This window comes from Cellulosimicrobium cellulans, from assembly GCF_024124905.1.
Taxonomy (GTDB): domain Bacteria; phylum Actinomycetota; class Actinomycetes; order Actinomycetales; family Cellulomonadaceae; genus Cellulosimicrobium; species Cellulosimicrobium cellulans_G.
In genome coordinates, this window is record NZ_JAMXST010000001.1 from 990,676 (window position 1) to 1,009,398 (window position 18,723).

Below are 18,723 nucleotides of genomic sequence, written 5' to 3' on the forward strand. Positions count from 1 at the left end.
CGCTCGGCCACGTCCTCGCCACGCCCGCTAGGGTGCTTCGCATGCGAAACGACGACCCTGCGGCGGTGGCCTCCGAGGAGCTGCGGATCCAGATCCCGGCGGGCGGCTGGGTCGTCGGCACGGTGCGCCGGCCCGCCGAGGAGCCGCCCCGCGGCGTCGTGGTGATCCACCCGGCGACGGCGGTCCCCGAGCGCCTGTACACGGGGTTCGCGGAGTTCCTCGCTACCCACGGGTACGTGGCCGTCACCTACGACTACCGCGGCACCGGCCGGTCCGGCAGCCCGCGCTCCCACCGCGGCCTGCGCATGCGCGACTGGATGGCCGACGACGTCCCCGCGGTCGCCGCGTGGGCCCGCCCGCGGTTCGGCGACGTGCCGCAGCTCGCCGTCGGGCACAGCATCGGCGGGCACGCGCTCGCGCTCGGCAGGGGCTCACGGGGCCTGGCCGGGTTCGTCACGGTCGCGTCCCACGTCGCCGCGACGTCCACGGTCCCCGACCGCGCCGAGCGGGCGCGCGTCCGGCTGATCCTGCGGGTGCTCGGCCCTGCGACGGCCCGGGTGCTCGGCTACGTCCCCGGCCGTCGCCTGAGCCTCGGGGAGGACATGCCCGCCGCCGCGATGCTCGAGTGGGGCCGCTGGTCGACCCTGCCGGGCTACTTCTTCGACGACCCGACCATGCGCGCCGCCGCGGACGCGGCACGCGTCACCGGCGACGTCCTCGCCGTCGGGTTCACCGACGACCCGTGGGCCACCCCCGCGCAGATCGATGCGATCACCGACCGCCTCACGGCCGCTCGCGTCGAGCGACGGACGTGGAGCCCCGCCGACGGCGGCGTGCAGGCGATCGGTCACATGGGCTTCTTCCGCCGAGGCCTGCGCGACACGCTCTGGCCCGAGCTCCTCGCCTGGCTCGACGCCCGCGCGGGGGCCGCCCCGGCGCAGGAGGACGGCAACGTCCGCTTTCCTGCCAGGAAGCCGCGACGGTGACGCGTCGCCCGCCGCGGCTGGTGTTCCTCACCACCGCGGCGGAGCGCCAGATGCGGCGCTGGATCGCGCGACGCGGCAGCGCACACGGCACCGGCAACGGCGGCCAGGGATTCGGCGCCCCCGCCGCCGGCGTCCTGCTGCACCTCGCCGACCACCCCGGCGCGACGATCGGCGAGGTGACGGCCGCGCTGCAGGCCTCCCCCGCCGGCACCAGCGGCCTGCTCGCCCGCATGGAGCGCGCCGACCTCGTGCGCCGTCGCACCGACCCCGACGACCGACGCACCGTCCGGCTGGACCTCACGCCCACCGGCACCGCTGCGCTCGACGACGTCCGCGCCGCGCTCGCCGAGCTGAACGACCGCCTCACCGACGGCTTCACCCCCGACGAGCTGGCCACGTCGCCCGCTGGCTCGAGCACGTGACGCGGACGCTCTCGTAACGGTCGCACCCTCTTCGGCTCCGGATGAGCGCCATCATGGGCCTGTACGTAACATCGAAAGTAGGTAACATTCGATGCGACCTACATCGGAGGAAACCATGGTGACCGGCTTCGTCGGTCGGAAGCGCGAGCTCGCCGACCTCGACTACGTCCTGGAGCAGGTGCGGAACCCGACCTCCGACAGGCCGGGGAAGGCGATCGCCCTGCGTGGACGTCGCAGGGTCGGCAAGTCCCGCCTCGTCACCGAGTTCGTCGAGCGTGCAGGGGTGCCGTCGCTGTACTTCCTGGCAGACGGATCGCGCCCCGAGCTCGAACAGCGCCGACTTCTCGAGACCGTCGCCGCCTCCGGTCTGCCCGGTGCGGACGCCGCCGGATACGCCGTCTCCTCTTCCTGGCAGGACGCCCTGACCGTCCTGGCCCTCGCGCTGCCAACGGACCGGGTGTCGATCATCGTGCTGGACGAGGTCTCCTACCTGACCGGCGACCCAGGGTTCGAGGGCGCGCTCCAAGGCGTGTGGGACACCCGGTTCTCGGCGCTGCCCGTGCTCCTCGTCCTCGTGGGGTCGAATCAGTCAGAGATGGAACGGCTCACCAGCCACGGACGCCCGTTCTACGGCCGCAGCGTCGACAAGGAGATCCTCCCGCTCACCCCGCAGGACGTGGCGACGATGACGGGCCTGGACGCGGCACCAGCGATCGATGCCTATCTGGTGACAGGCGGCCTGCCCCCGCTGGTCACGGCGTGGAGACGTGGGCAGTCGGTCGCGGACTACCTCGCCGACGGCCTGTCCACCTCGATCAGCACGCTGGTCGTGTCGGGCGAACGGGTCCTGTCCTCCGAGTTCCCCTCCGAGACCCAGGCGAAAGACGTGCTGCGCGCGATCGGCGCGGACGCCCGGACGTTCACGGCGATCGGCCAGGCTGCCCAGGTCGACCAACGCGCTTCGCTCTCGCGTTCGCTCGACCAGCTGGTCGAGCGGCGCGTCGTCGCCGTCGACGAGCCCCTCTCGACCAAGCCTGCTCACCACAAGCAGTACCGGATCGACGACCCGTACATGCGCTTCTGGCTCGCGTTCCTGCACGACGCCGCCGACCTCATCGATGCAGGCCGTGGCGACATCGTGACGCGGCGCATCGAGCGCGGGTGGTCGACGTGGCGCGGACGAGCCGTCGAGCCCGTCGTCCGGCGGCTCCTCTGGGAGCGAGCGCTCGACGACGACGTCGTGCCGGCGTCCGCCGTCGTCGGCGGCTGGTGGAACCGCAAGGGCGACGTCGAGGTCGACCTGGTCGGCGCCGATCGGCGTCCCGCGAAGACCGTCACCTTCATCGGCTCGATCAAGTGGCGCGAGACCGCGCCCTTCGATCTCCATGACGCCACCGAGCTGGTCAACCAGCGCAGCGTCGTCCCTGGGGCCGACCAGGACGCCCCGCTGATCGCCGCGTCCCGCTCCGGGGGCAGCATCGACGGCATCACGATCCTCACCCCGGCCGACCTGCTCGGCTGAGCTCACCGCTACGGCAGGTGGGCCCTGTCGAAGGCGTCGAGCATGCTGGGACGTCGGCGGTGTCTATCCCGCGGGCAGCCCCCCACCCCGGTCCGCGCCTCGGCCCAGGCGTTGTTCCGCCTCCTGCGTGCCTCTTCGAGTGGCCCGCAGGGGCACGCCTGTCTCAGGTGTGCACGGGCCTCCAGACAGAAAGAGGCCCGGAACCGTGGAACTCCGCGGATCCGGGCCTCTGACCACGCGATCGGACGGCGTCCGACCTGGCCTGCTGCCTAGAAGTTGATCATGTGCCCCGCGAGCCCGTGGATCGACTCCTGGACGGCCTCGGACAGCGTCGGGTGGGTGTGCACGTTGCGCGCGACCTCGTTGACCGTGAGGTCCCACTTCTGCGCGAGCGTGAGCTCGGGCAGCATCTCGGAGACGTCGGGGCCGATGAGGTGGCCGCCGAGCAGCTCGCCGTAGGTCTCGTCGGAGATGAGCTTGACGAAGCCGACCGGGTCACCGAGGCCGTGCGCCTTGCCGTTCGCCATGAACGGGAAGGTCGCGACCTTGACCTGGTAACCCTCGTCGCGCGCCTGCTGCTCGGTGAGGCCGAAGCTCGCGACCTGCGGCTGGCAGAACGTCGCGCGCGGCATCATGCGGTAGTCGCCGAGCGTGAGGGTCTCGGCGCCGCCGATGGTCTCGGCCGCGACGACGCCCTGCGCCTCGGCGACGTGCGCGAGCATGAGCTTCGCGGTGACGTCGCCGATGGCGTAGATGTGCTCGACGTTGGTGCGCATGACGTCGTCGATCGCGATGGCGCCGCGCTCGGTGAGCTGGACGCCGGTGTTCTCGAGGCCGAAGCCCTCGACGTTGGGCGCGAAGCCGACGGCCATGAGGACCTTGTCGACGACGAGCTCGCCCGGCTTGTCGTCCTTGACGCCCTTGTAGGTGACCGTGACGCCGTTCGCGCCGTTGTCGGTGACCGTCTGGACGGCGGTCGACGTGAGCAGGTTGACGCCGAGCTTCTTGTACTGCTTGGCGATCTCCTTCGACACGTCGGCGTCCTCGTTGGGCAGCGCGCGGTCGAGGAACTCGATGATCGTCACGTCCACGCCGTAGTTCTTGAGGACGTAGGCGAACTCCATGCCGATCGCGCCCGCGCCGACGATGGCGATGGAGCGGGGCAGGTCGCGCGTGAGGATCTGCTTCTCGTACGTGACGACGTTCTCGGACAGCTCGACGCCCGGGAGCAGGCGCACCTTCGAGCCGGTCGCGATGATGACGTTGTCGAACGTCACCTGGTCGGTCGAGCCGTCGGCGAGCTTCACGTCGAGCGTGTGCGCGTCGCGGAACGTGCCGCGGCCGTCGTACTCGGTGATCTTGTTCTTCTTCATGAGGAAGTGCACGCCCTTGACGCGCCCCTCCGCGACGGTGCGCGAGCGGTCGAACGCCGCGCCGAAGTCGAAGCTGACCTCTCCGGAGATGCCGAAGGTCTTGGCGTCGTGCTGGAAGATGTGCGCGAGCTCGGCGTTGCGCAGGAGCGCCTTGGACGGGATGCAGCCCACGTTGAGGCACACCCCACCCCAGTACTTCTCCTCCACGACCGCGACCGACAGGCCCAGCTGGGCTGCACGGATCGCGGCCACGTAACCACCGGGACCTGCACCGAGGACGACGACGTCGTAGTGGGATGCCATGGCGTCCAGCCTAATGGCGCGGGATCGGCCGTGGCGCGCCCGCGCGGGCGACGTCCGCCACACCCGCGGGCCCGGGAGGGTTGACCCTGCGCCGTCGGGCAGGTCACGATGTCCGGGATGCGACACCTGCGGCTCCTCCTTCGCCGGCCGCGCTGAGCCCGCCGGGCGGGCACGCTCAGCGCGGCGATGCCCGCGCGTCCCCACGGACCGGGCGAGTGCCCGACGACGAAGCCCACCTTCTCGAGGAGCCTCCCCGTGGACGCCGCACACCCACCCCAACCCTCCGTACCCCCGTCTCCCCCGTCGACCCGCGAGATCGAGGACCGCTGGCAGCGGCACTGGGCCGAGCACGGGACGTTCCGCGCGCGCGACGACGGCGCGCGACCGCGCCGCTACCTGCTGACGATGTTCCCGTACCCCTCGGGCGACCTGCACATGGGTCACGCCGAGGTGTTCGCCCTGGAGGACGTCGTCGCGCGGTACTGGCGCCTGCGCGGGTACGACGTGCTCAACCCGATCGGCTGGGACTCGTTCGGGCTCCCCGCCGAGAACGCGGCGATCCGCCGAGGCGAGAACCCCGCGGTCTTCACCGAGACCAACATCGCGACGCAGGCCGCGACGGCGCACCGGTACGGCGTGTCGTTCGACTGGTCGCGACGCCTGGAGACCCACCGCCCGGAGTACTACCGCTGGACGCAGTGGCTGTTCCTGCGGCTGCTGGAGCGCGGCCTCGCCTACCGCACCACGGCCCCCGTGAACTGGTGCCCCGCGGACCGGACGGTGCTCGCCAACGAGCAGGTCGTGGGCGGGCGGTGCGAGCGGTGCGGGGCGGCCGTCGTGCAGCGCGAGCTCACGCAGTGGTTCGTGCGCGTCACCGCGTACGCCGACCGGCTGCTCGACGACATGGACGCGCTCGAGGGCGCGTGGCCCGCCCGCGTCCTGACGATGCAGCGGAACTGGATCGGGCGCAGCACGGGCGCGCGCGTGCGCTTCGCGGTCGTGCCCGACGGCGGCCCCCGCGCCGCCGCGAGCGCCTCGCCCGGGCCGGGCGCACGCCCCGAGCACGTCGAGGTGTTCACGACGCGCCCCGACACCCTGCCCGGCGCGACGTTCGTCGCCGTCGCGCCGGACGGACCGCTCGCGGCGGTGCTGTGCGCGCCGGAGCACGCGGAGGCGCTCGCGCGGCACCGGGAGGCCGCGCTGGCCTCCGGGGAGATCGAGCGGACGAACGCGCAGCGCACGAGCGCCGGGACGTTCCTGGGTGCGTGGGTGCGCCACCCGGTGACGGACGAGCGGCTGCCCGTCTGGGCGGCGGACCACGTGCTGCCCGGCTACGGGACGGGCGCGGTCATGGGCGTACCCGCGCACGACGACCGCGACGCGCGCTTCGCCGCCGCCCACGGCCTGCCCGCGGGGTCGGGCGAGACGTGGCCCGACGTCGACGACGCGATCACACGGCTGGAGGCCGACGGCGCGGGCGAGCGCGCGACGTCGTACCGGCTGCGGGACTGGCTGGTCTCGCGCCAGCGCTACTGGGGCGCCCCGGTGCCGGTCGTGCACTGCCCGGCGTGCGGCGTCGTGCCGGTCCCCGACGACGCGCTGCCCGTGCGGCTGCCGGACCTGGCCGGCGACGACCTGCTCCCCCGCGGGCGCTCCCCGCTCGCGTCGCCCGCCGCCGCCGCGTGGCGGCGCGTGCCGTGCCCGCGCTGCGGCGCGGACGCGGAGCGGGACCCGGACACGCTCGACACGTTCGTCGACTCGTCCTGGTACTTCCTGCGGTACTGCTCGCCGGGCGACGACGGCCCGCCCGGCGACGTCCCGTTCCGGCCCGGGGACGCACGGCTGTGGATGCCCGCGGCGCAGTACGTGGGCGGCGTCGAGCACGCGATCCTGCACCTGCTGTACAGCAGGTTCGTCACGAAGTTCCTGCACGACGAGGGCTGGGTGGACGTCGTCGAGCCGTTCGCGACGCTGCTCAACCAGGGGCAGGTCCTCAACGGTGGTCGGGCGATGAGCAAGTCGCTCGGCAACGGCGTCGACCTGGGCGAGCAGCTCGACCGGCACGGCGCCGACGCGGTCCGCCTCGCGATGGTGTTCGCGGGGCCGCCCGAGGACGACGTGGACTGGGCGGACGTCGACCCCGGCGCCATGCGACGCTTCTGCGCGCGCGTGCTGCGGCTGGCCGACGCCGTAGGCCCGGCCGTGGGGTCGGCCGGAGGCTCGGTCGTCGGGCCGGGCGCACGGTCGGGCGCGGCGACCCACGACGCCTCGCTCGCCGAGGTGGCGCCCGGGTCGCGCGCGCACGACCTGCGCCGTGCGACCCACACGACCATGCACGAGGCGGAGGACCTGCTCGACCGGAGCCGGTTCAACGTGGTCGTCGCGCGCGTCATGGAGCTCGTCACCGCCGCGCGGCGGGCGTCCGACGCCGGCCCGGCGCCGGGCGAGCCCGACGCGCCGCACCGGGCGGCCGTGCGCGAGGCTGCCGAGGTCGTCGCGGTGCTGCTGAGCCTGTTCGCCCCGCACACCGCCGAGGAGGCCTGGCACCGGCTGGGCCGCGATCCCTCGGTCGCCGACGCGACCTGGCCCGTCGCGGACCCGGCGCTCCTCGTCGCCGACGAGGTCGAGGCGGTCGTCCAGGTCGACGGGAAGGTCCGCGGCCGGGTGCGGGTGCCCGCGGACGTCGACGAGCGCACGCTGCACGACCTCGCGCTCGCGTCGACCGGCGTCGCGCGGGCGACCGCCGGGCGCGAGGTCGTGCGCGTCGTCGTGCGCGCGCCGCACCTCGTGAACGTCGTGACCCGCCCCACGGCACGCTGAGCACGGTCGGCGCCCGCGTCCCGACGGGACCGGGCGCCGACCCCGTGCCGGGCGCCGCCGGGCGACGGTGGGCCAGCGCGACGCCGCGGGGCCCGCACTCGCTACGATGCTGCCGCCGCGTCCACTCGACCAGCGGGCCCGTGCGCGGCGACGCGGGCCGGCGCACGGAGCACCTCCCCATGGCCTTCGGACTCGCTGCCCTCCTGGACGACATCGCGGCGTTCGCCAAGCTCGCCGCCGCGTCGATCGACGACGTCGGCGCCGCGGCCGGGCGCGCGAGCGCCAAGGCGACGGGCGTCGTCATCGACGACACCGCCGTCACGCCGCGCTACGTCGAAGGCCTCGCCGCGAAGCGCGAGCTGCCGGTCGTCAAGCGCATCGCCACCGGGTCGCTGCGCAACAAGCTGCTGTTCATCCTCCCGGCGATCCTGCTGCTGAGCCAGTTCCTGCCCCAGCTGCTCACGCCGCTGCTCATGCTCGGCGGAACCTACCTCGCGTTCGAGGGCGCCGAGAAGGTGTGGGAGCTCGTCTCGGGCAGGCACCACGCCGAGGTCGAGACGAAGGCCGAGAAGAAGGCCGTCGACGAGGACTCCGTGGTGTCGAGCGCGGTGCGCACCGACTTCATCCTCAGCGCGGAGATCATGGTCATCGCGCTCAACGAGGTCGCCTCGGAGGCCTTCTGGTCGCGCCTGATCATCCTCGTGATCGTCGCGGTGCTCATCACGGTCCTCGTGTACGGGGTCGTGGGGCTCATCGTGAAGATGGACGACATCGGCCTGCACCTCGCGCGGCGCGACACGCCCTGGGTCCAGTCGTTCGGTCGCGGGCTCGTCGGCGCGATGCCCAAGGTCATGTCCGTCATCTCGTTCGTCGGCATCATCGCGATGCTCTGGGTCGGTGGCCACATCCTGCTCCAGGGCGCCTACGACCTCGGCTGGCACGGCCCGTACGACGTCGTGCACCACCTCGAGCACGCGGTCACCGGCGTCGCGGGCGTGGGCGGGTTCCTCGGCTGGCTCGTCAACACGGCGTGCTCGGCCGTCGTCGGCATCGTCGTGGGTGGCGTCGTCGTCCTCGTGGCGCACGTCGTCCCGCGCCGCAAGCACGCCGAGCCGGCCACCGCCGAGGGCCCGACCGACGCGACCGGCGACGTGACCGACGACGCGACGGCCGGGACGGCGACCGGGGCCGCCGTACCGGCGGCCGAGCCGCAGGGCTCCGCCCCGGCCGATGCAGACCAGGCCGATCCCGAGCCGAGCGACCCCGAGCCCACGGACCCCGGCCCGAGCCCCACCGACCGCTGATCCCACGTCGGGCCGGGCGGCCTGCTTGGATGGAGCATGGACTCCGGTACCTGGGCCAACATCGGCCTCGTGCTGCTCTTCATCCTCGTCGGCGGTGTGTTCGCCGGCACCGAGATCGCGCTCGTCTCGCTGCGCGAGAGCCAGGTCGCCCGGCTCGAGAAGCAGTCCGCGCGCGGCGCGCGGGTCGCGGAGGTCGCGCGCGACCCCAACCGGTTCCTCGCCGCCGTGCAGATCGGCGTCACCGTCGCGGGGTTCTTCTCGGCCGCGTACGGCGCCTCGACGCTCGCCCCTGACCTCGCGCCGTCGCTCGAGGGCCTCGGGCTGTCGAGCGGGCTCGCGGACACGGTCGCGCTCGTCGGGCTGACGCTCGTCATCGCGTACCTCTCGCTCGTGCTCGGGGAGCTCGTGCCCAAGCGCATCGCGCTCCAGCGCTCGGCGGGCGTCGCGCTCGTCGTCGCCCCTCCCCTGGACCGGTTCGCGACCCTCATGCGGCCCGTCATCTGGCTGCTGTCGCGCTCGACCGACGGCGTCGTGCGCCTGCTCGGCGGCGACCCGTCGGCGCGCAGCGAGGAGATGAGCGAGGAGGAGCTGCGCGAGATCGTGCTCGCGCACGAGTCGCTGCCGGAGGACGAGCGCCGCATCCTCGACGACGTGTTCCAGGCGGGCGACCGGTCGCTCGCCGAGGCCATGACCCCGCGCGGCGAGGTCGCGTTCCTGCGCGCCGACACGACGCTCGCCGACGCCGCGGAGACCGTCGCGGCGGGACCGTACTCGCGCTACCCCGTGACCGGGGACGACTTCGACGACGTCGTCGGGTTCCTCCACGTCCGCGACCTCCTCGGGCGCGACTGCCCCGACCACCCGGCCACCGACCCGGCGACGGGGCGCGCCCTCGCGGTGCGCGACGTCGTCCGCCCGATCCTCGCCCTGCCCGCGACGAACACCGTGCTCCCCGCGATGTCGCAGATGCGCCGCGAGGGCGTGCACATCGCCGTCGTCGTGGACGAGTACGGCGGGACCGACGGGATCGTCACGCTCGAGGACCTCGTCGAGGAGCTCGTGGGCGACATCCGCGACGAGTACGACCCCGACGAGCCCTCCCCGGCGCGCGAGCACGGCACCGCGACGAGCGTCGACGCCGGCCAGACGATCGAGGAGTTCGCGCGGCGCACCGGCGTCGAGCTGCCCGACGGTCCCTACGAGACGGTCGCCGGGTACGTCGTCGCGCAGCTCGGCCGGCTGGCGACGGTGGGCGACCACGTCGACGTCGACGACCGCCGTCTCACCGTGACCGACGTCGCCCGCCGCCGCATCGTCCGCCTCGACGTCACCCCGCTCCCCTGAGTGCTGGGGATTCGTCGTCGCTGGCGCCCGGAGACGACGCCTACCCAGCACTCGACGGGCTCGGGTGTGGGTGGCGGGGCGTAGCGTCCTCGGGATGAGCGCAGCGACGGAGACAGGGTCGGGGATCAAGGTCGGGGTGGTCGGGAGCTTCGGCTCCGCGGCCCAGGTGCTGGACATGGCGGTCGGCGCCGAGGAGTCCGGCTGGGACGGGTTCTTCTCGTGGGACGGGCTGAGCCTGCTGTCGATGCCCGTCGACACGTTCGACCCGTGGGCGGTGCTCGCCGCAGCGGCGGTCCGGACCGAGCGCATCGCGCTCGGGGCGATGGTCTTCGCCCTCCCGCGCCGCCGGCCGTGGGAGGTCGTGCGGCAGGCGCTCACCGTGGACCACCTGTCGGGCGGACGCCTGGTCCTGCCCGTCGGCGTGGGCGTGCTCGACGACGGCGGCTTCTCCGCCGTCCCGGGCCAGCCCCAGTCCCTGCGTGAGCGCGCGGAGCTGCTCGACGACGCGATCGCCTACCTCGACCGCGCCTGGTCGGGCGAGAAGTTCACCTTCGACGGCACGCACGTGCACGCGGGCGAGATGCTGTTCCTCCCCCGACCCGTGGAGCGCCCGGTCGTCGGGCACCACGTGCCGGTGTGGCCCGTGGGCGTCTGGGACGCCGAGCGCCCGCCGCTGCGCTCGCTCGACCGCACGCTGCGCGCGGACGGGATCGTGCTGCAGCTCCGCGGCGAGCGCGGCTTCGACGTCCCCACGCCCGACGACGTCTCCGCCCTGGTCGCCTGGCTCACCACGCGCCGTGCGGAGCTGGGCCTCGACGCGGGCCGCCCGTTCGACGTCGTCGTCCAGGGCGAGCTCCCGTCCGACCGTTCGGCAGCGGCGGACCAGCTCGCCGGCCTCGCCGACGCGGGCGCCACCTGGTGGGTCGAGTCCCGATGGAACCCCGAGACCGCGACCCCGGAGTCCCTCCTCGACGCCATCCACCAGGGCCCACCCCGCCCCTGAGGAGGCGAGGCGCCGACGGTGCGAGTCGCCGTCGTCCCCGATCCGTCCGCGCGAGTGACGTGTCGGCGACACGACCACGGGCGGGGTCTGGGGTGGTGACGACGGGTCGTGGTGGGCCTGGCGGGAGCGGGGCGAGGAACGAGCCCCGCGGATGGTAGACCCGTCGTCACCTCCCCCAGAGCCCGCCCCCGAGCCAGGAAGGTCAGACCGGCCGAGCAGCCTCGATCTCGACCTTCGGCAGCGTCTTCGCGGGCAGCGTCTTGGGCCGCCACGACGCCCGCGTCGCCTCGAACGCGGAGATCTCGTCCTCGTGCTGGAGGGTCAGGCCGATGTCGTCCAGACCCTCCATGAGGCGCCAGCGCGTGTAGTCGTCGATCTGGAACGGCACGGTGACGTCCTGCGCGGACGCGGTGCGGTTGACGAGGTCCACGGTCACCTCGGTGCCGGGGTTGGTCTCGAGGATCTTCCAGAGGAGCTCGATGTCCTCCTGCGCGACGATGCCCGCGACGAGGCCCTGCTTGCCGGAGTTGCCGCGGAAGATGTCGGCGAAGCGCGACGCGAGCACGACGCGGAAGCCGTAGTCCTTGAGCGCCCACACGGCGTGCTCGCGCGACGAGCCGGTACCGAAGTCGGGGCCGGCGACGAGCACGGAGCCCGCGCGGTAGGCGTCCTGGTTGAGGACGAACGTGGGGTCACCGCGCCAGGCGGCGAACAGCGCGTCCTCGAACCCCGTGCGCGTCACGCGCTTGAGGTAGACGGCGGGGATGATCTGGTCGGTGTCGACGTTGCTGCGGCGCAGCGGGACGCCGACGCCGGTGTGGGTCGTGAACTTCTCCATGGCAGGAACCTCTTCGAGTCTTCGGGGCGACGAGTGGGCAGCAGCGCGGCGCGGGGCTCAGACCTGCACGAGGACGCGCGGGTCGAGCGGCGCGAGCGGCGTGCCGTCGAAGGACGTGATGTCGGTGCCCTCGGGCAGGTCGAGGTCGCTCAGCGAGGAGAGCGTCCCGCGCAGCGCGGTGGCGGCGGCGACGAGCGGCGACACGAGGTGCGTGCGGCCGCCCTTGCCCTGGCGCCCCTCGAAGTTGCGGTTCGACGTCGAGGCGGCGCGCTCGCCCGGCTGGAGCTGGTCGGGGTTCATGCCGAGGCACATCGAGCAGCCGGCGTTGCGCCACTCCGCGCCGAAGTCGAGGAAGATCTTGTCGAGGCCCTCGGCCTCGGCCTGGAGGCGCACGCGCGCGGAGGCCGGGACGACGAGGACGCGCACGCCGTCGGCCTTCTGCTTGCCCTGGACGACCTTCGCGACCGAGCGCAGGTCCTCGATGCGGCCGTTGGTGCACGATCCGATGAACACGGTGTCGACGGGGATCTCGCGCAGCGGCTGGCCGGGCGTGAGGCCCATGTACTCGATCGCGCGCTCGGCGGCGACGCGCTCGTTCTCGTCCGCGATCTCCTCGGGGACGGGCACGGTCGCGGAGATGGGCAGGCCCTGGCCAGGGTTGGTGCCCCAGGTGACGAAGGGCTCCAGGTCGGACGCGCGGAGCGTGACCTCGGTGTCGAAGACGGCGTCGTCGTCGGAGCGCAGCGTGCGCCAGTACTCGACGGCCGCGTCCCAGTCGGCGCCCTCGGGCGCGTGCGGGCGGCCCTTGAGGTACTCGAACGTCGTGTCGTCCGGGGCGATCATGCCGGCACGTGCGCCCGCCTCGATCGACATGTTGCAGATCGTCATCCGCGCCTCCATGGAGAGCTTGCGGATGGCCTCGCCGCGGTACTCCAGGACGTAGCCCTGGCCGCCGCCGGTGCCGATCTTGGCGATGATCGCGAGGATGATGTCCTTGCTCGTCGCGCCGGGCGGCAGCTCGCCGTCGACGTTGATCGCCATCGTCTTGAAGGGCGCGAGCGGGAGCGTCTGCGTGGCGAGCACGTGCTCGACCTCGGACGTGCCGATGCCGAACGCGAGTGCGCCGAACGCGCCGTGCGTCGAGGTGTGCGAGTCGCCGCACACGACCGTCAGACCCGGCATGGTGAGGCCGAGCTGCGGCCCGACCTGGTGCACGATGCCCTGGTCGGCGTCGCCGAGCGAGTGGATGCGGACGCCGAACTCGCGCGCGTTGTTGCGCAGCGTGTCGATCTGCGTGCGGCTCGTGAGGTCCGCGATCGGCAGGTCGATGTCGAGCGTCGGGGTGTTGTGGTCCTCGGTCGCGATCGTGAGGTCGGGACGGCGGACCGGGCGGCCCGCGAGGCGCAGCCCCTCGAACGCCTGGGGGCTGGTGACCTCGTGCACGAGGTGGAGGTCGATGTAGAGGAGGTCGGGCGACCCGTCGGTGCCTCGTCGCACCAGGTGCGCGTCCCAGACCTTCTCCGCCAGCGTGCCGGCCATGTAGCTCATCTCCTCGTCGTCTGTCACGGTGCTCCTGGGGGTCTGGAGAACCGTCTGGGTCGATCGTCCGTCGTCCGGCAGCCTGCCGGGGAGAACGTCCAGCGGGTGGAACATCTCCGCCGGACTTGCATCTCAGTGCGTGAGACGTCAATATCGACCTATGGACAATACTAGCGGAGTCGGAGTGCTGGACAAGGCGGCCTCCGTCCTGGGCGCCCTGGAGTCCGGACCAGCCACCCTCGCCCAGCTCGTCACGGCCACGGGCCTGGCTCGCCCGACCGCGCACCGCCTCGCGGTCGCGCTCGAGCACCACCGCATGGTGGCGCGCGACATGCAGGGCCGGTTCGTCCTCGGCCCGCGGCTCAACGAGCTCGCGACGGCCGCCGGCGAGGACCGCCTGCTCGCCGCCGCGAACCCCGTGCTCACCGCCCTGCGCGACCACACGGGCGAGAGCGCCCAGCTCTACCGCCGCCAGGGCGACCACCGCATCTGCGTCGCGGCCGCCGAGCGTCCGGTCGGCCTGCGCGACTCGATCCCGGTCGGCGCCACGCTCACGATGAACGCGGGCTCCGCGGCGCAGATCCTGCTCGCGTGGGAGGAGCCGGACCGCCTCCACCGCGGCCTGCGCGAGGCCGTCTTCACGGCCACGATCCTCTCGGGCGTCCGACGCCGTGGCTGGGCCCAGTCCGTCTCCGAGCGCGAGCTCGGCGTCGCCTCGGTCTCCGCTCCCGTGCGCGGGCCGTCCGGCCGCGTCGTCGCGGCGGTCTCCATCTCCGGTCCGGTCGAGCGCCTGAGCCGTCAGCCCGGCCGCCTGCACTCCGGCTCGGTCGTGGCCGCGGCGAACCGCCTCACCGAGGTGCTGCGTCGCGCGGGCGAGTAGCAGGGACGCGCCGAGCCCGGGGACGCGGCCGGGTTCGGCGACTGATCCGCCGATAGCCCCGGGTTCGGCGCGCCGCGGGCGGCAAACGGGACGTGCCCTGTCAAAATGTCACCGGCTGCTGCCATGCTGTGCGTGCCCCGGCGCCGGACGGTGCGGTGGCGGCAGGGGGCGCACCTGACCGTCCGAACCCGAGACACGAGGAGTCCCGATGCATCCCAAGGTGAAGATGACCCTGATCTGGGTGCTCGTGATCTTCGCCGTCTACGCGGTCATCAGGAGCCCCGACCGCGCCGCCGACATCGTCGAGGGCATCTGGGACGTCATCCTCGGTGCCTTCAGCTCCATCGGCCAGTTCTTCAACTCGCTCCTGGACTGACCGTGGCCCGCGGCCGTCCCCGGAGCCGGATCCTCGACCGCTACGTGCTCAGCGGCGAGCGGGTCGTGGTGGCCACGCGCCACCACTGGGGGATGCTGCTCGAGCCGGTCGTGACCACCGTCGCGGGCGCGTTCCTCGTCGCGTGGCTGGTCGTGCGCGCGGGGCCGGCCGTCGGCGACGGCGTGCTGTTCCTGTGGTGGCTGTGGCTGATCCTCGCCGGGCGCCTGGTGTGGAAGGTCTTCGAGTGGCGCAACGAGTGGTTCGTCGCCACCGACAAGCGCCTGCTCCTGCTGTACGGCCTCATCACGCACAAGGTCGCGATGATGCCGCTCACCAAGGTCACCGACATGAACTACGGGCGCTCGCCCGTCGGGCGCGTCTTCGGTTACGGGCAGTTCCTCCTGGAGTCCGCCGGGCAGGACCAGGCGCTGCGCCAGATCGACTGGGTCTCTCACCCTGACGCGACGTACCGCCTCCTGTGCGACACGCTCTTCACGCCCGGGAGCCGCCCCGGCGCGGGACCGAGCGGCCCCGGAACGGCACAGGGCGGCACCCAGGGAGCCGCCCCGGCGTCGATCCCGCCGCCGGGCCCGCGCCCTCCCCAGCCGGCCGAGCCGGCGCCCGTCGAGCCCGCCCCCGCGTGGGACGGCCGCAGCCCGGCCCAGACCCTGCCGCCCGTCCCCGCGCCCCCACCCGCCGACCAGCACGTGGTCGTCGTCCCCGGGCGCGCGGCGGGCGAGTCGAGCGGGCCGACGCAGCCCATCCCGGTCGCGGGGCCGTCGGAGGCGGCTCAGGGCGCCGCGGGACGCAGGGACGGGTGGCTCGGCGGCGAGCACCCCGCGGAGCCTCATGACGACGAGCCCGGCTGGGCGGTCTCCGGGGAGCACCGGGCGACCTACGTGCCGGTCATCCACCCGCGCCCCACGCCGACGCCGATCCCGAAGCCCTACGAGCCCGGCCCGGGTCGCGACGGCGCGCCCTGACGACACCTCGACGAGCTCACGAGCGCGGGCTGACGATTCCGTCGTGCCCAGCACGGCGATCACGCGTCCCCACCGAGGGCCGCGACCTTCGTCACACGGCGCGTGCGAGCACCACGACACGTCGCGTCGAGCGCTGCTCACGCTTCTCCGAGCATGACAAAGGCCCGGTCACCGTGATGGTGACCGGGCCTTTCTCTGTACCCCCAACGGGATTTGAACCCGTGTTACCGCCGTGAGAGGGCGACGTCCTAGGCCGCTAGACGATGGGGGCCTGTGGATCCTCGTACCGTTTCCGGTCCGTTTCTCCGTCGAGAACTCTACCTCATGTTTCGCGCGGTCTTGACCACGCGATCCGAGCCGGAGCTCTTCGCTGGGGTACCAGGACTCGAACCTAGACTAAGTGAACCAGAATCACTCGTGCTGCCAATTACACCATACCCCAAGGGGGTAACCAGCCACCGTCGAGGAGCCGTTTCGACGAGTCGAGACTCGTCCCCTGGCTCCCTCCCGTGGAGGTCCCACCGGCCGAGAACATTACCGGACATGGGGACGCGGACCAAATGCGACCCGCACCGTGGAGGTCCGGTACGCACGGGCACCTCCGGGTCGACGCGCGGCGCCGCCGTCTGGCACCGTCGGGGCATGAGCACAGGAGACTCCCCCGATCCCGGCTCGCGTGCCGACCGCGCCGCGTCGTTCGAGCAGGGGGCCGCCCAGTACGCGTCCACACGGCCCTCCTACCCGGACGAGGCGGTCGACTGGCTCCTGCCCGACGGCGCGCGGCGCGTCCTCGACCTCGCCGCGGGCACCGGGAAGCTCACCGAGCGGCTCGTCGCCCGCGGGCTGGACGTCGTCGCCGTCGAGCCCTCGGACGCGATGCGCGCGCGCCTCACGGAGTCCGTGCCGGACGCACGGGCGCTGCCCGGCTCGGCCGAGGCGATCCCGCTCCCCGACGCGAGCGTCGACGCCGTGCTCGTCGCGCAGGCCTGGCACTGGTTCTCCCCCGCCGCCCAGCCCGAGATCGCGCGCGTGCTGCGCCCCGGCGGGCGCCTCGGCATCGTGTGGAACGTGCGGGACAGCGCGGTCGACTGGGTCGGCCGGTTCACGGAGATCATCCACCGTGGCGACACCCTCGAGCGCAGCTACCGCGAGCCCGTCCTCGCCGAGCAGCTCTTCACCCCGCCCGACCACCGCACGGTGCCGTGGGCCGACCGTGTCCCGACGTCGTCGCTCCGCCCGCTCGCCGCGTCGCGCAGCTACCTGCTGACGCTCCCCGACGCGCGCCGCGAGGAGCTGCTCGGCGAGATCGACGAGCTCGTCGCGACCCACCCGGACCTCGCGGGGCGCGACCGGGTGGACCTCCCGTACCTCGCCGAGTGCTGGCGGGCCGACGTGCTCGCCGCCCCGGGCAGCGCGTGAGCACGCGCCCGGGCCGCGCCGGCCACCGCACCCCGGAGGCCGTCACCGGCGACGACGTCCGGACGGCGGCGCGCTGGCTCGCGGACCACCTCGTCCGGCACCCCGCCTCGGCGTTCGACGCGCAGGCCGGCCCGGTGCGGTGGTCGTGCTGGACGACGGCGGAGCACGTCGTGGACGACCTGCTCGCCTACGCCCTCCAGCTCGCCGCGCTCCCGCGCCTCGCGTACGTCCCGCTCGTCGGCCCGCGCGGGGAGGACGAGATCGCGCACGTCGACCGTGCGGCCGGGACGGCGGGCCTGGCCGAGGCGCTGCTCGGCGGCGGCGAGCTCCTCGCGACGCTCGCCGAGACCCGTCCGGCGGCAGCGCGCGCCTATCACCCCTACGGGACCTCCGACGCCGCGGGGTTCGCGGCGATGGGGGTCGCCGAGGTCCTCGTGCACGGCCACGACGTCGTGCTCGGGCTCGCGGGCGAGCACGTGCCGTTCCCCGCGGGCCTCGCGCCGCGGGTCCTCGCACGCCTCTTCCCGGACGTCGACCCGGGAGCGGAGGAGGACCCCGACCTCCTGCTCCTGTGGGCGACCGGGCGCGGCGAGCTCCCCGGCAGGCCCCACCGCACGCGCTGGCGCTGGGACGCGTCGGTGCGCTGACGGACCTCGTCGCGCCCGCGGGGCCAGGGTCAGCCCGACGAGACGGCCGCCGCGGCGGCGATGCGGCGCGCGGCGGACGAGAGCGCGGTGCCGTCCTTCCACACCATGCGCAGGCGACGGTCGAGCTCGAGCCCCGGGACGGCGACCCGCACCAGTGCGCCGCGCGCGACGTCGTCGGCGACGGCGAGGCTCGACAGGACCGCGACGGCACCGCCGTGCTGCACGGCGGTCTTCAGCGCCGCCGTCGAGCCGAGGTAGGGCAGGTGGTCGGGCAGGCGCTCGCCGACCGCCGCGAGGCCGCGCTCGAGCGTCTCGCGCGTGCCCGACCCGCGCTCGCGCACGACGAGACCGCCCGTGAGCAGCTCGTCGACCCGCAGCGCGCTCCGCCGTGCCCACCGGTGCGCCGGCCCGACGACCACGACGAGCCGGTCGTGCGCGACGGTGCGGCTGCGCAGCCCGCGGCGCAGCGTCGCGCTCTCGACGAAGCCCAGCTCGACGGCGCCGTCGAGGACGAGGTCGGTCACCTCGCGCGAGTTGCGCACCACGAGCTCGACGTCCGGCGCTCCCCCGCCGGGGCCGGATCCCTCGAGCGCCAGGCGCACGAGCCAGCGGGGAGCCAGGTACTCGGCGACCGTGAGGCTCGCCGCGACGCGGACCCGGGCGGCCGGGGCGTCGCGCAGCGCGGCGACCGACGTCTCGAAGCGGTCCGACGCCTCGATCACCTCGCGCGCCCACGCGGCGGTCGCGCGGCCCGTCTCCGTGAGCCGGGAGCCGCGCGTCGTGCGCTCGAGGAGCTCGAGCCCGAGGCGGCGCTCCAGCGCGCGCAGGCCTGCCGACGCCGTCGGCTGGGCGACCCCGAGCGCCCGCGCCGCAGCGCTGATCGAGCCGTGCGAGTCGGTCGCGACGAGCAGCTCGAGCGCGGAGAGCGAGGTCCGGTCGCGAGAGGTGTGGGCCATAGGACCAC

Annotated in this window: 16 protein-coding genes and 2 tRNA genes; 12 read left to right on the forward strand and 6 right to left on the reverse strand. The window is 73.6% G+C overall.

Features of this window, described 5'->3' with window-relative positions; all coding sequences use genetic code 11:
* Positions 1-41: 41 nt before the first annotated feature.
* From NHH00_RS04540 to NHH00_RS04550, 3 genes are all read left to right on the forward strand, one after another.
* Positions 42-986: an alpha/beta hydrolase family protein gene (locus NHH00_RS04540; RefSeq protein WP_253050516.1), complete on the forward strand. Its 945-nt coding sequence runs from the start codon at positions 42-44 to the stop codon at positions 984-986.
* Positions 983-1,408 carry a MarR family winged helix-turn-helix transcriptional regulator gene (locus NHH00_RS04545; protein WP_253050518.1) on the forward strand — a complete coding sequence of 142 codons (426 nt, stop codon included), beginning with the start codon at positions 983-985 and terminating at the stop codon, positions 1,406-1,408. Before NHH00_RS04540 ends, NHH00_RS04545 begins: the two co-directional genes overlap by 4 nt.
* 118 nt (positions 1,409-1,526) lie before the next feature.
* Entirely contained in the window at positions 1,527-2,930 is a 1,404-nt protein-coding gene (locus NHH00_RS04550; protein ID WP_253050520.1) for an ATP-binding protein, read from the forward strand.
* Positions 2,931-3,199: 269 nt separating this feature from the next.
* Here the strand turns inward: NHH00_RS04550 and lpdA are convergent, their stop codons facing one another.
* A complete protein-coding gene (lpdA, locus tag NHH00_RS04555) occupies positions 3,200-4,606 on the reverse strand; it encodes a dihydrolipoyl dehydrogenase (protein ID WP_253050522.1) in 1,407 nt (468 codons plus the stop codon).
* Between the two features lie 255 nt (positions 4,607-4,861).
* Here lpdA and NHH00_RS04560 point away from each other — a divergent pair, with 255 nt between their 5' ends.
* From NHH00_RS04560 to NHH00_RS04575, 4 genes are all read left to right on the forward strand, one after another.
* Positions 4,862-7,426 (forward strand): leucine--tRNA ligase, encoded by a 2,565-nt coding sequence (locus tag NHH00_RS04560; protein WP_374614169.1) that lies wholly within the window; start codon positions 4,862-4,864, stop codon positions 7,424-7,426.
* A 179-nt stretch (positions 7,427-7,605) separates the two neighbouring features.
* On the forward strand, positions 7,606-8,730 hold the full coding sequence (locus NHH00_RS04565) for a DUF808 domain-containing protein (protein WP_253050524.1): 1,125 nt from the start codon (positions 7,606-7,608) through the stop codon (positions 8,728-8,730).
* 36 nt (positions 8,731-8,766) lie between these two features.
* On the forward strand, positions 8,767-10,074 hold the full coding sequence (locus tag NHH00_RS04570) for a hemolysin family protein (protein WP_253050526.1): 1,308 nt from the start codon (positions 8,767-8,769) through the stop codon (positions 10,072-10,074).
* Positions 10,075-10,168: 94 nt separating this feature from the next.
* On the forward strand, positions 10,169-11,077 hold the full coding sequence (locus NHH00_RS04575) for an LLM class flavin-dependent oxidoreductase (protein WP_253050528.1): 909 nt from the start codon (positions 10,169-10,171) through the stop codon (positions 11,075-11,077).
* Positions 11,078-11,279: 202 nt separating this feature from the next.
* Here the strand turns inward: NHH00_RS04575 and leuD are convergent, their stop codons facing one another.
* On the reverse strand, positions 11,280-11,915 hold the full coding sequence (leuD, locus tag NHH00_RS04580) for a 3-isopropylmalate dehydratase small subunit (protein WP_087469387.1): 636 nt from the start codon (positions 11,913-11,915) through the stop codon (positions 11,280-11,282).
* 57 nt (positions 11,916-11,972) lie between these two features.
* Positions 11,973-13,454 carry a 3-isopropylmalate dehydratase large subunit gene (gene leuC / locus NHH00_RS04585; protein WP_253050789.1) on the reverse strand — a complete coding sequence of 494 codons (1,482 nt, stop codon included), beginning with the start codon at positions 13,452-13,454 and terminating at the stop codon, positions 11,973-11,975.
* Positions 13,455-13,614: 160 nt separating this feature from the next.
* On the opposite strand from leuC, the gene NHH00_RS04590 reads away from it, so the two are divergent.
* The 3 genes from NHH00_RS04590 to NHH00_RS04600 all read left to right on the forward strand — a co-directional run bounded on the left by NHH00_RS04590 (position 13,615) and on the right by NHH00_RS04600 (position 15,693).
* Positions 13,615-14,334, forward strand: coding sequence for an IclR family transcriptional regulator (locus tag NHH00_RS04590; protein WP_024840729.1), 720 nt, complete (start codon positions 13,615-13,617; stop codon positions 14,332-14,334).
* A gap of 208 nt (positions 14,335-14,542) precedes the next feature.
* On the forward strand, positions 14,543-14,710 hold the full coding sequence (locus NHH00_RS04595) for a hypothetical protein (RefSeq protein WP_167550992.1): 168 nt from the start codon (positions 14,543-14,545) through the stop codon (positions 14,708-14,710).
* 2 nt (positions 14,711-14,712) lie between these two features.
* Positions 14,713-15,693, forward strand: coding sequence for a PH domain-containing protein (locus NHH00_RS04600; protein WP_253050530.1), 981 nt, complete (start codon positions 14,713-14,715; stop codon positions 15,691-15,693).
* Positions 15,694-15,891: 198 nt separating this feature from the next.
* Here NHH00_RS04600 and NHH00_RS04605 read toward each other — a convergent pair.
* Together NHH00_RS04605 and NHH00_RS04610 are read right to left on the reverse strand one after the other, a co-directional pair.
* Positions 15,892-15,964: transfer RNA gene (locus NHH00_RS04605), tRNA-Glu, on the reverse strand.
* A gap of 99 nt (positions 15,965-16,063) precedes the next feature.
* Positions 16,064-16,135 (reverse strand) — tRNA-Gln (locus NHH00_RS04610).
* Positions 16,136-16,335: 200 nt separating this feature from the next.
* Between NHH00_RS04610 and NHH00_RS04615 the strand changes: the two genes are divergently transcribed.
* Both NHH00_RS04615 and NHH00_RS04620 read left to right on the forward strand, forming a co-directional pair.
* Entirely contained in the window at positions 16,336-17,112 is a 777-nt protein-coding gene (locus tag NHH00_RS04615) for a class I SAM-dependent methyltransferase (protein WP_253050532.1), read from the forward strand.
* Positions 17,109-17,759, forward strand: coding sequence for a hypothetical protein (locus tag NHH00_RS04620; RefSeq protein WP_253050534.1), 651 nt, complete (start codon positions 17,109-17,111; stop codon positions 17,757-17,759). The genes NHH00_RS04615 and NHH00_RS04620 overlap by 4 nt, the downstream gene beginning before the upstream one ends.
* Positions 17,760-17,788: 29 nt before the next feature.
* On the opposite strand, the gene NHH00_RS04625 is transcribed toward NHH00_RS04620, so the two are convergent.
* Positions 17,789-18,715 (reverse strand): LysR family transcriptional regulator, encoded by a 927-nt coding sequence (locus tag NHH00_RS04625; RefSeq protein ID WP_253050536.1) that lies wholly within the window; start codon positions 18,713-18,715, stop codon positions 17,789-17,791.
* Positions 18,716-18,723: the final 8 nt, after the last annotated feature.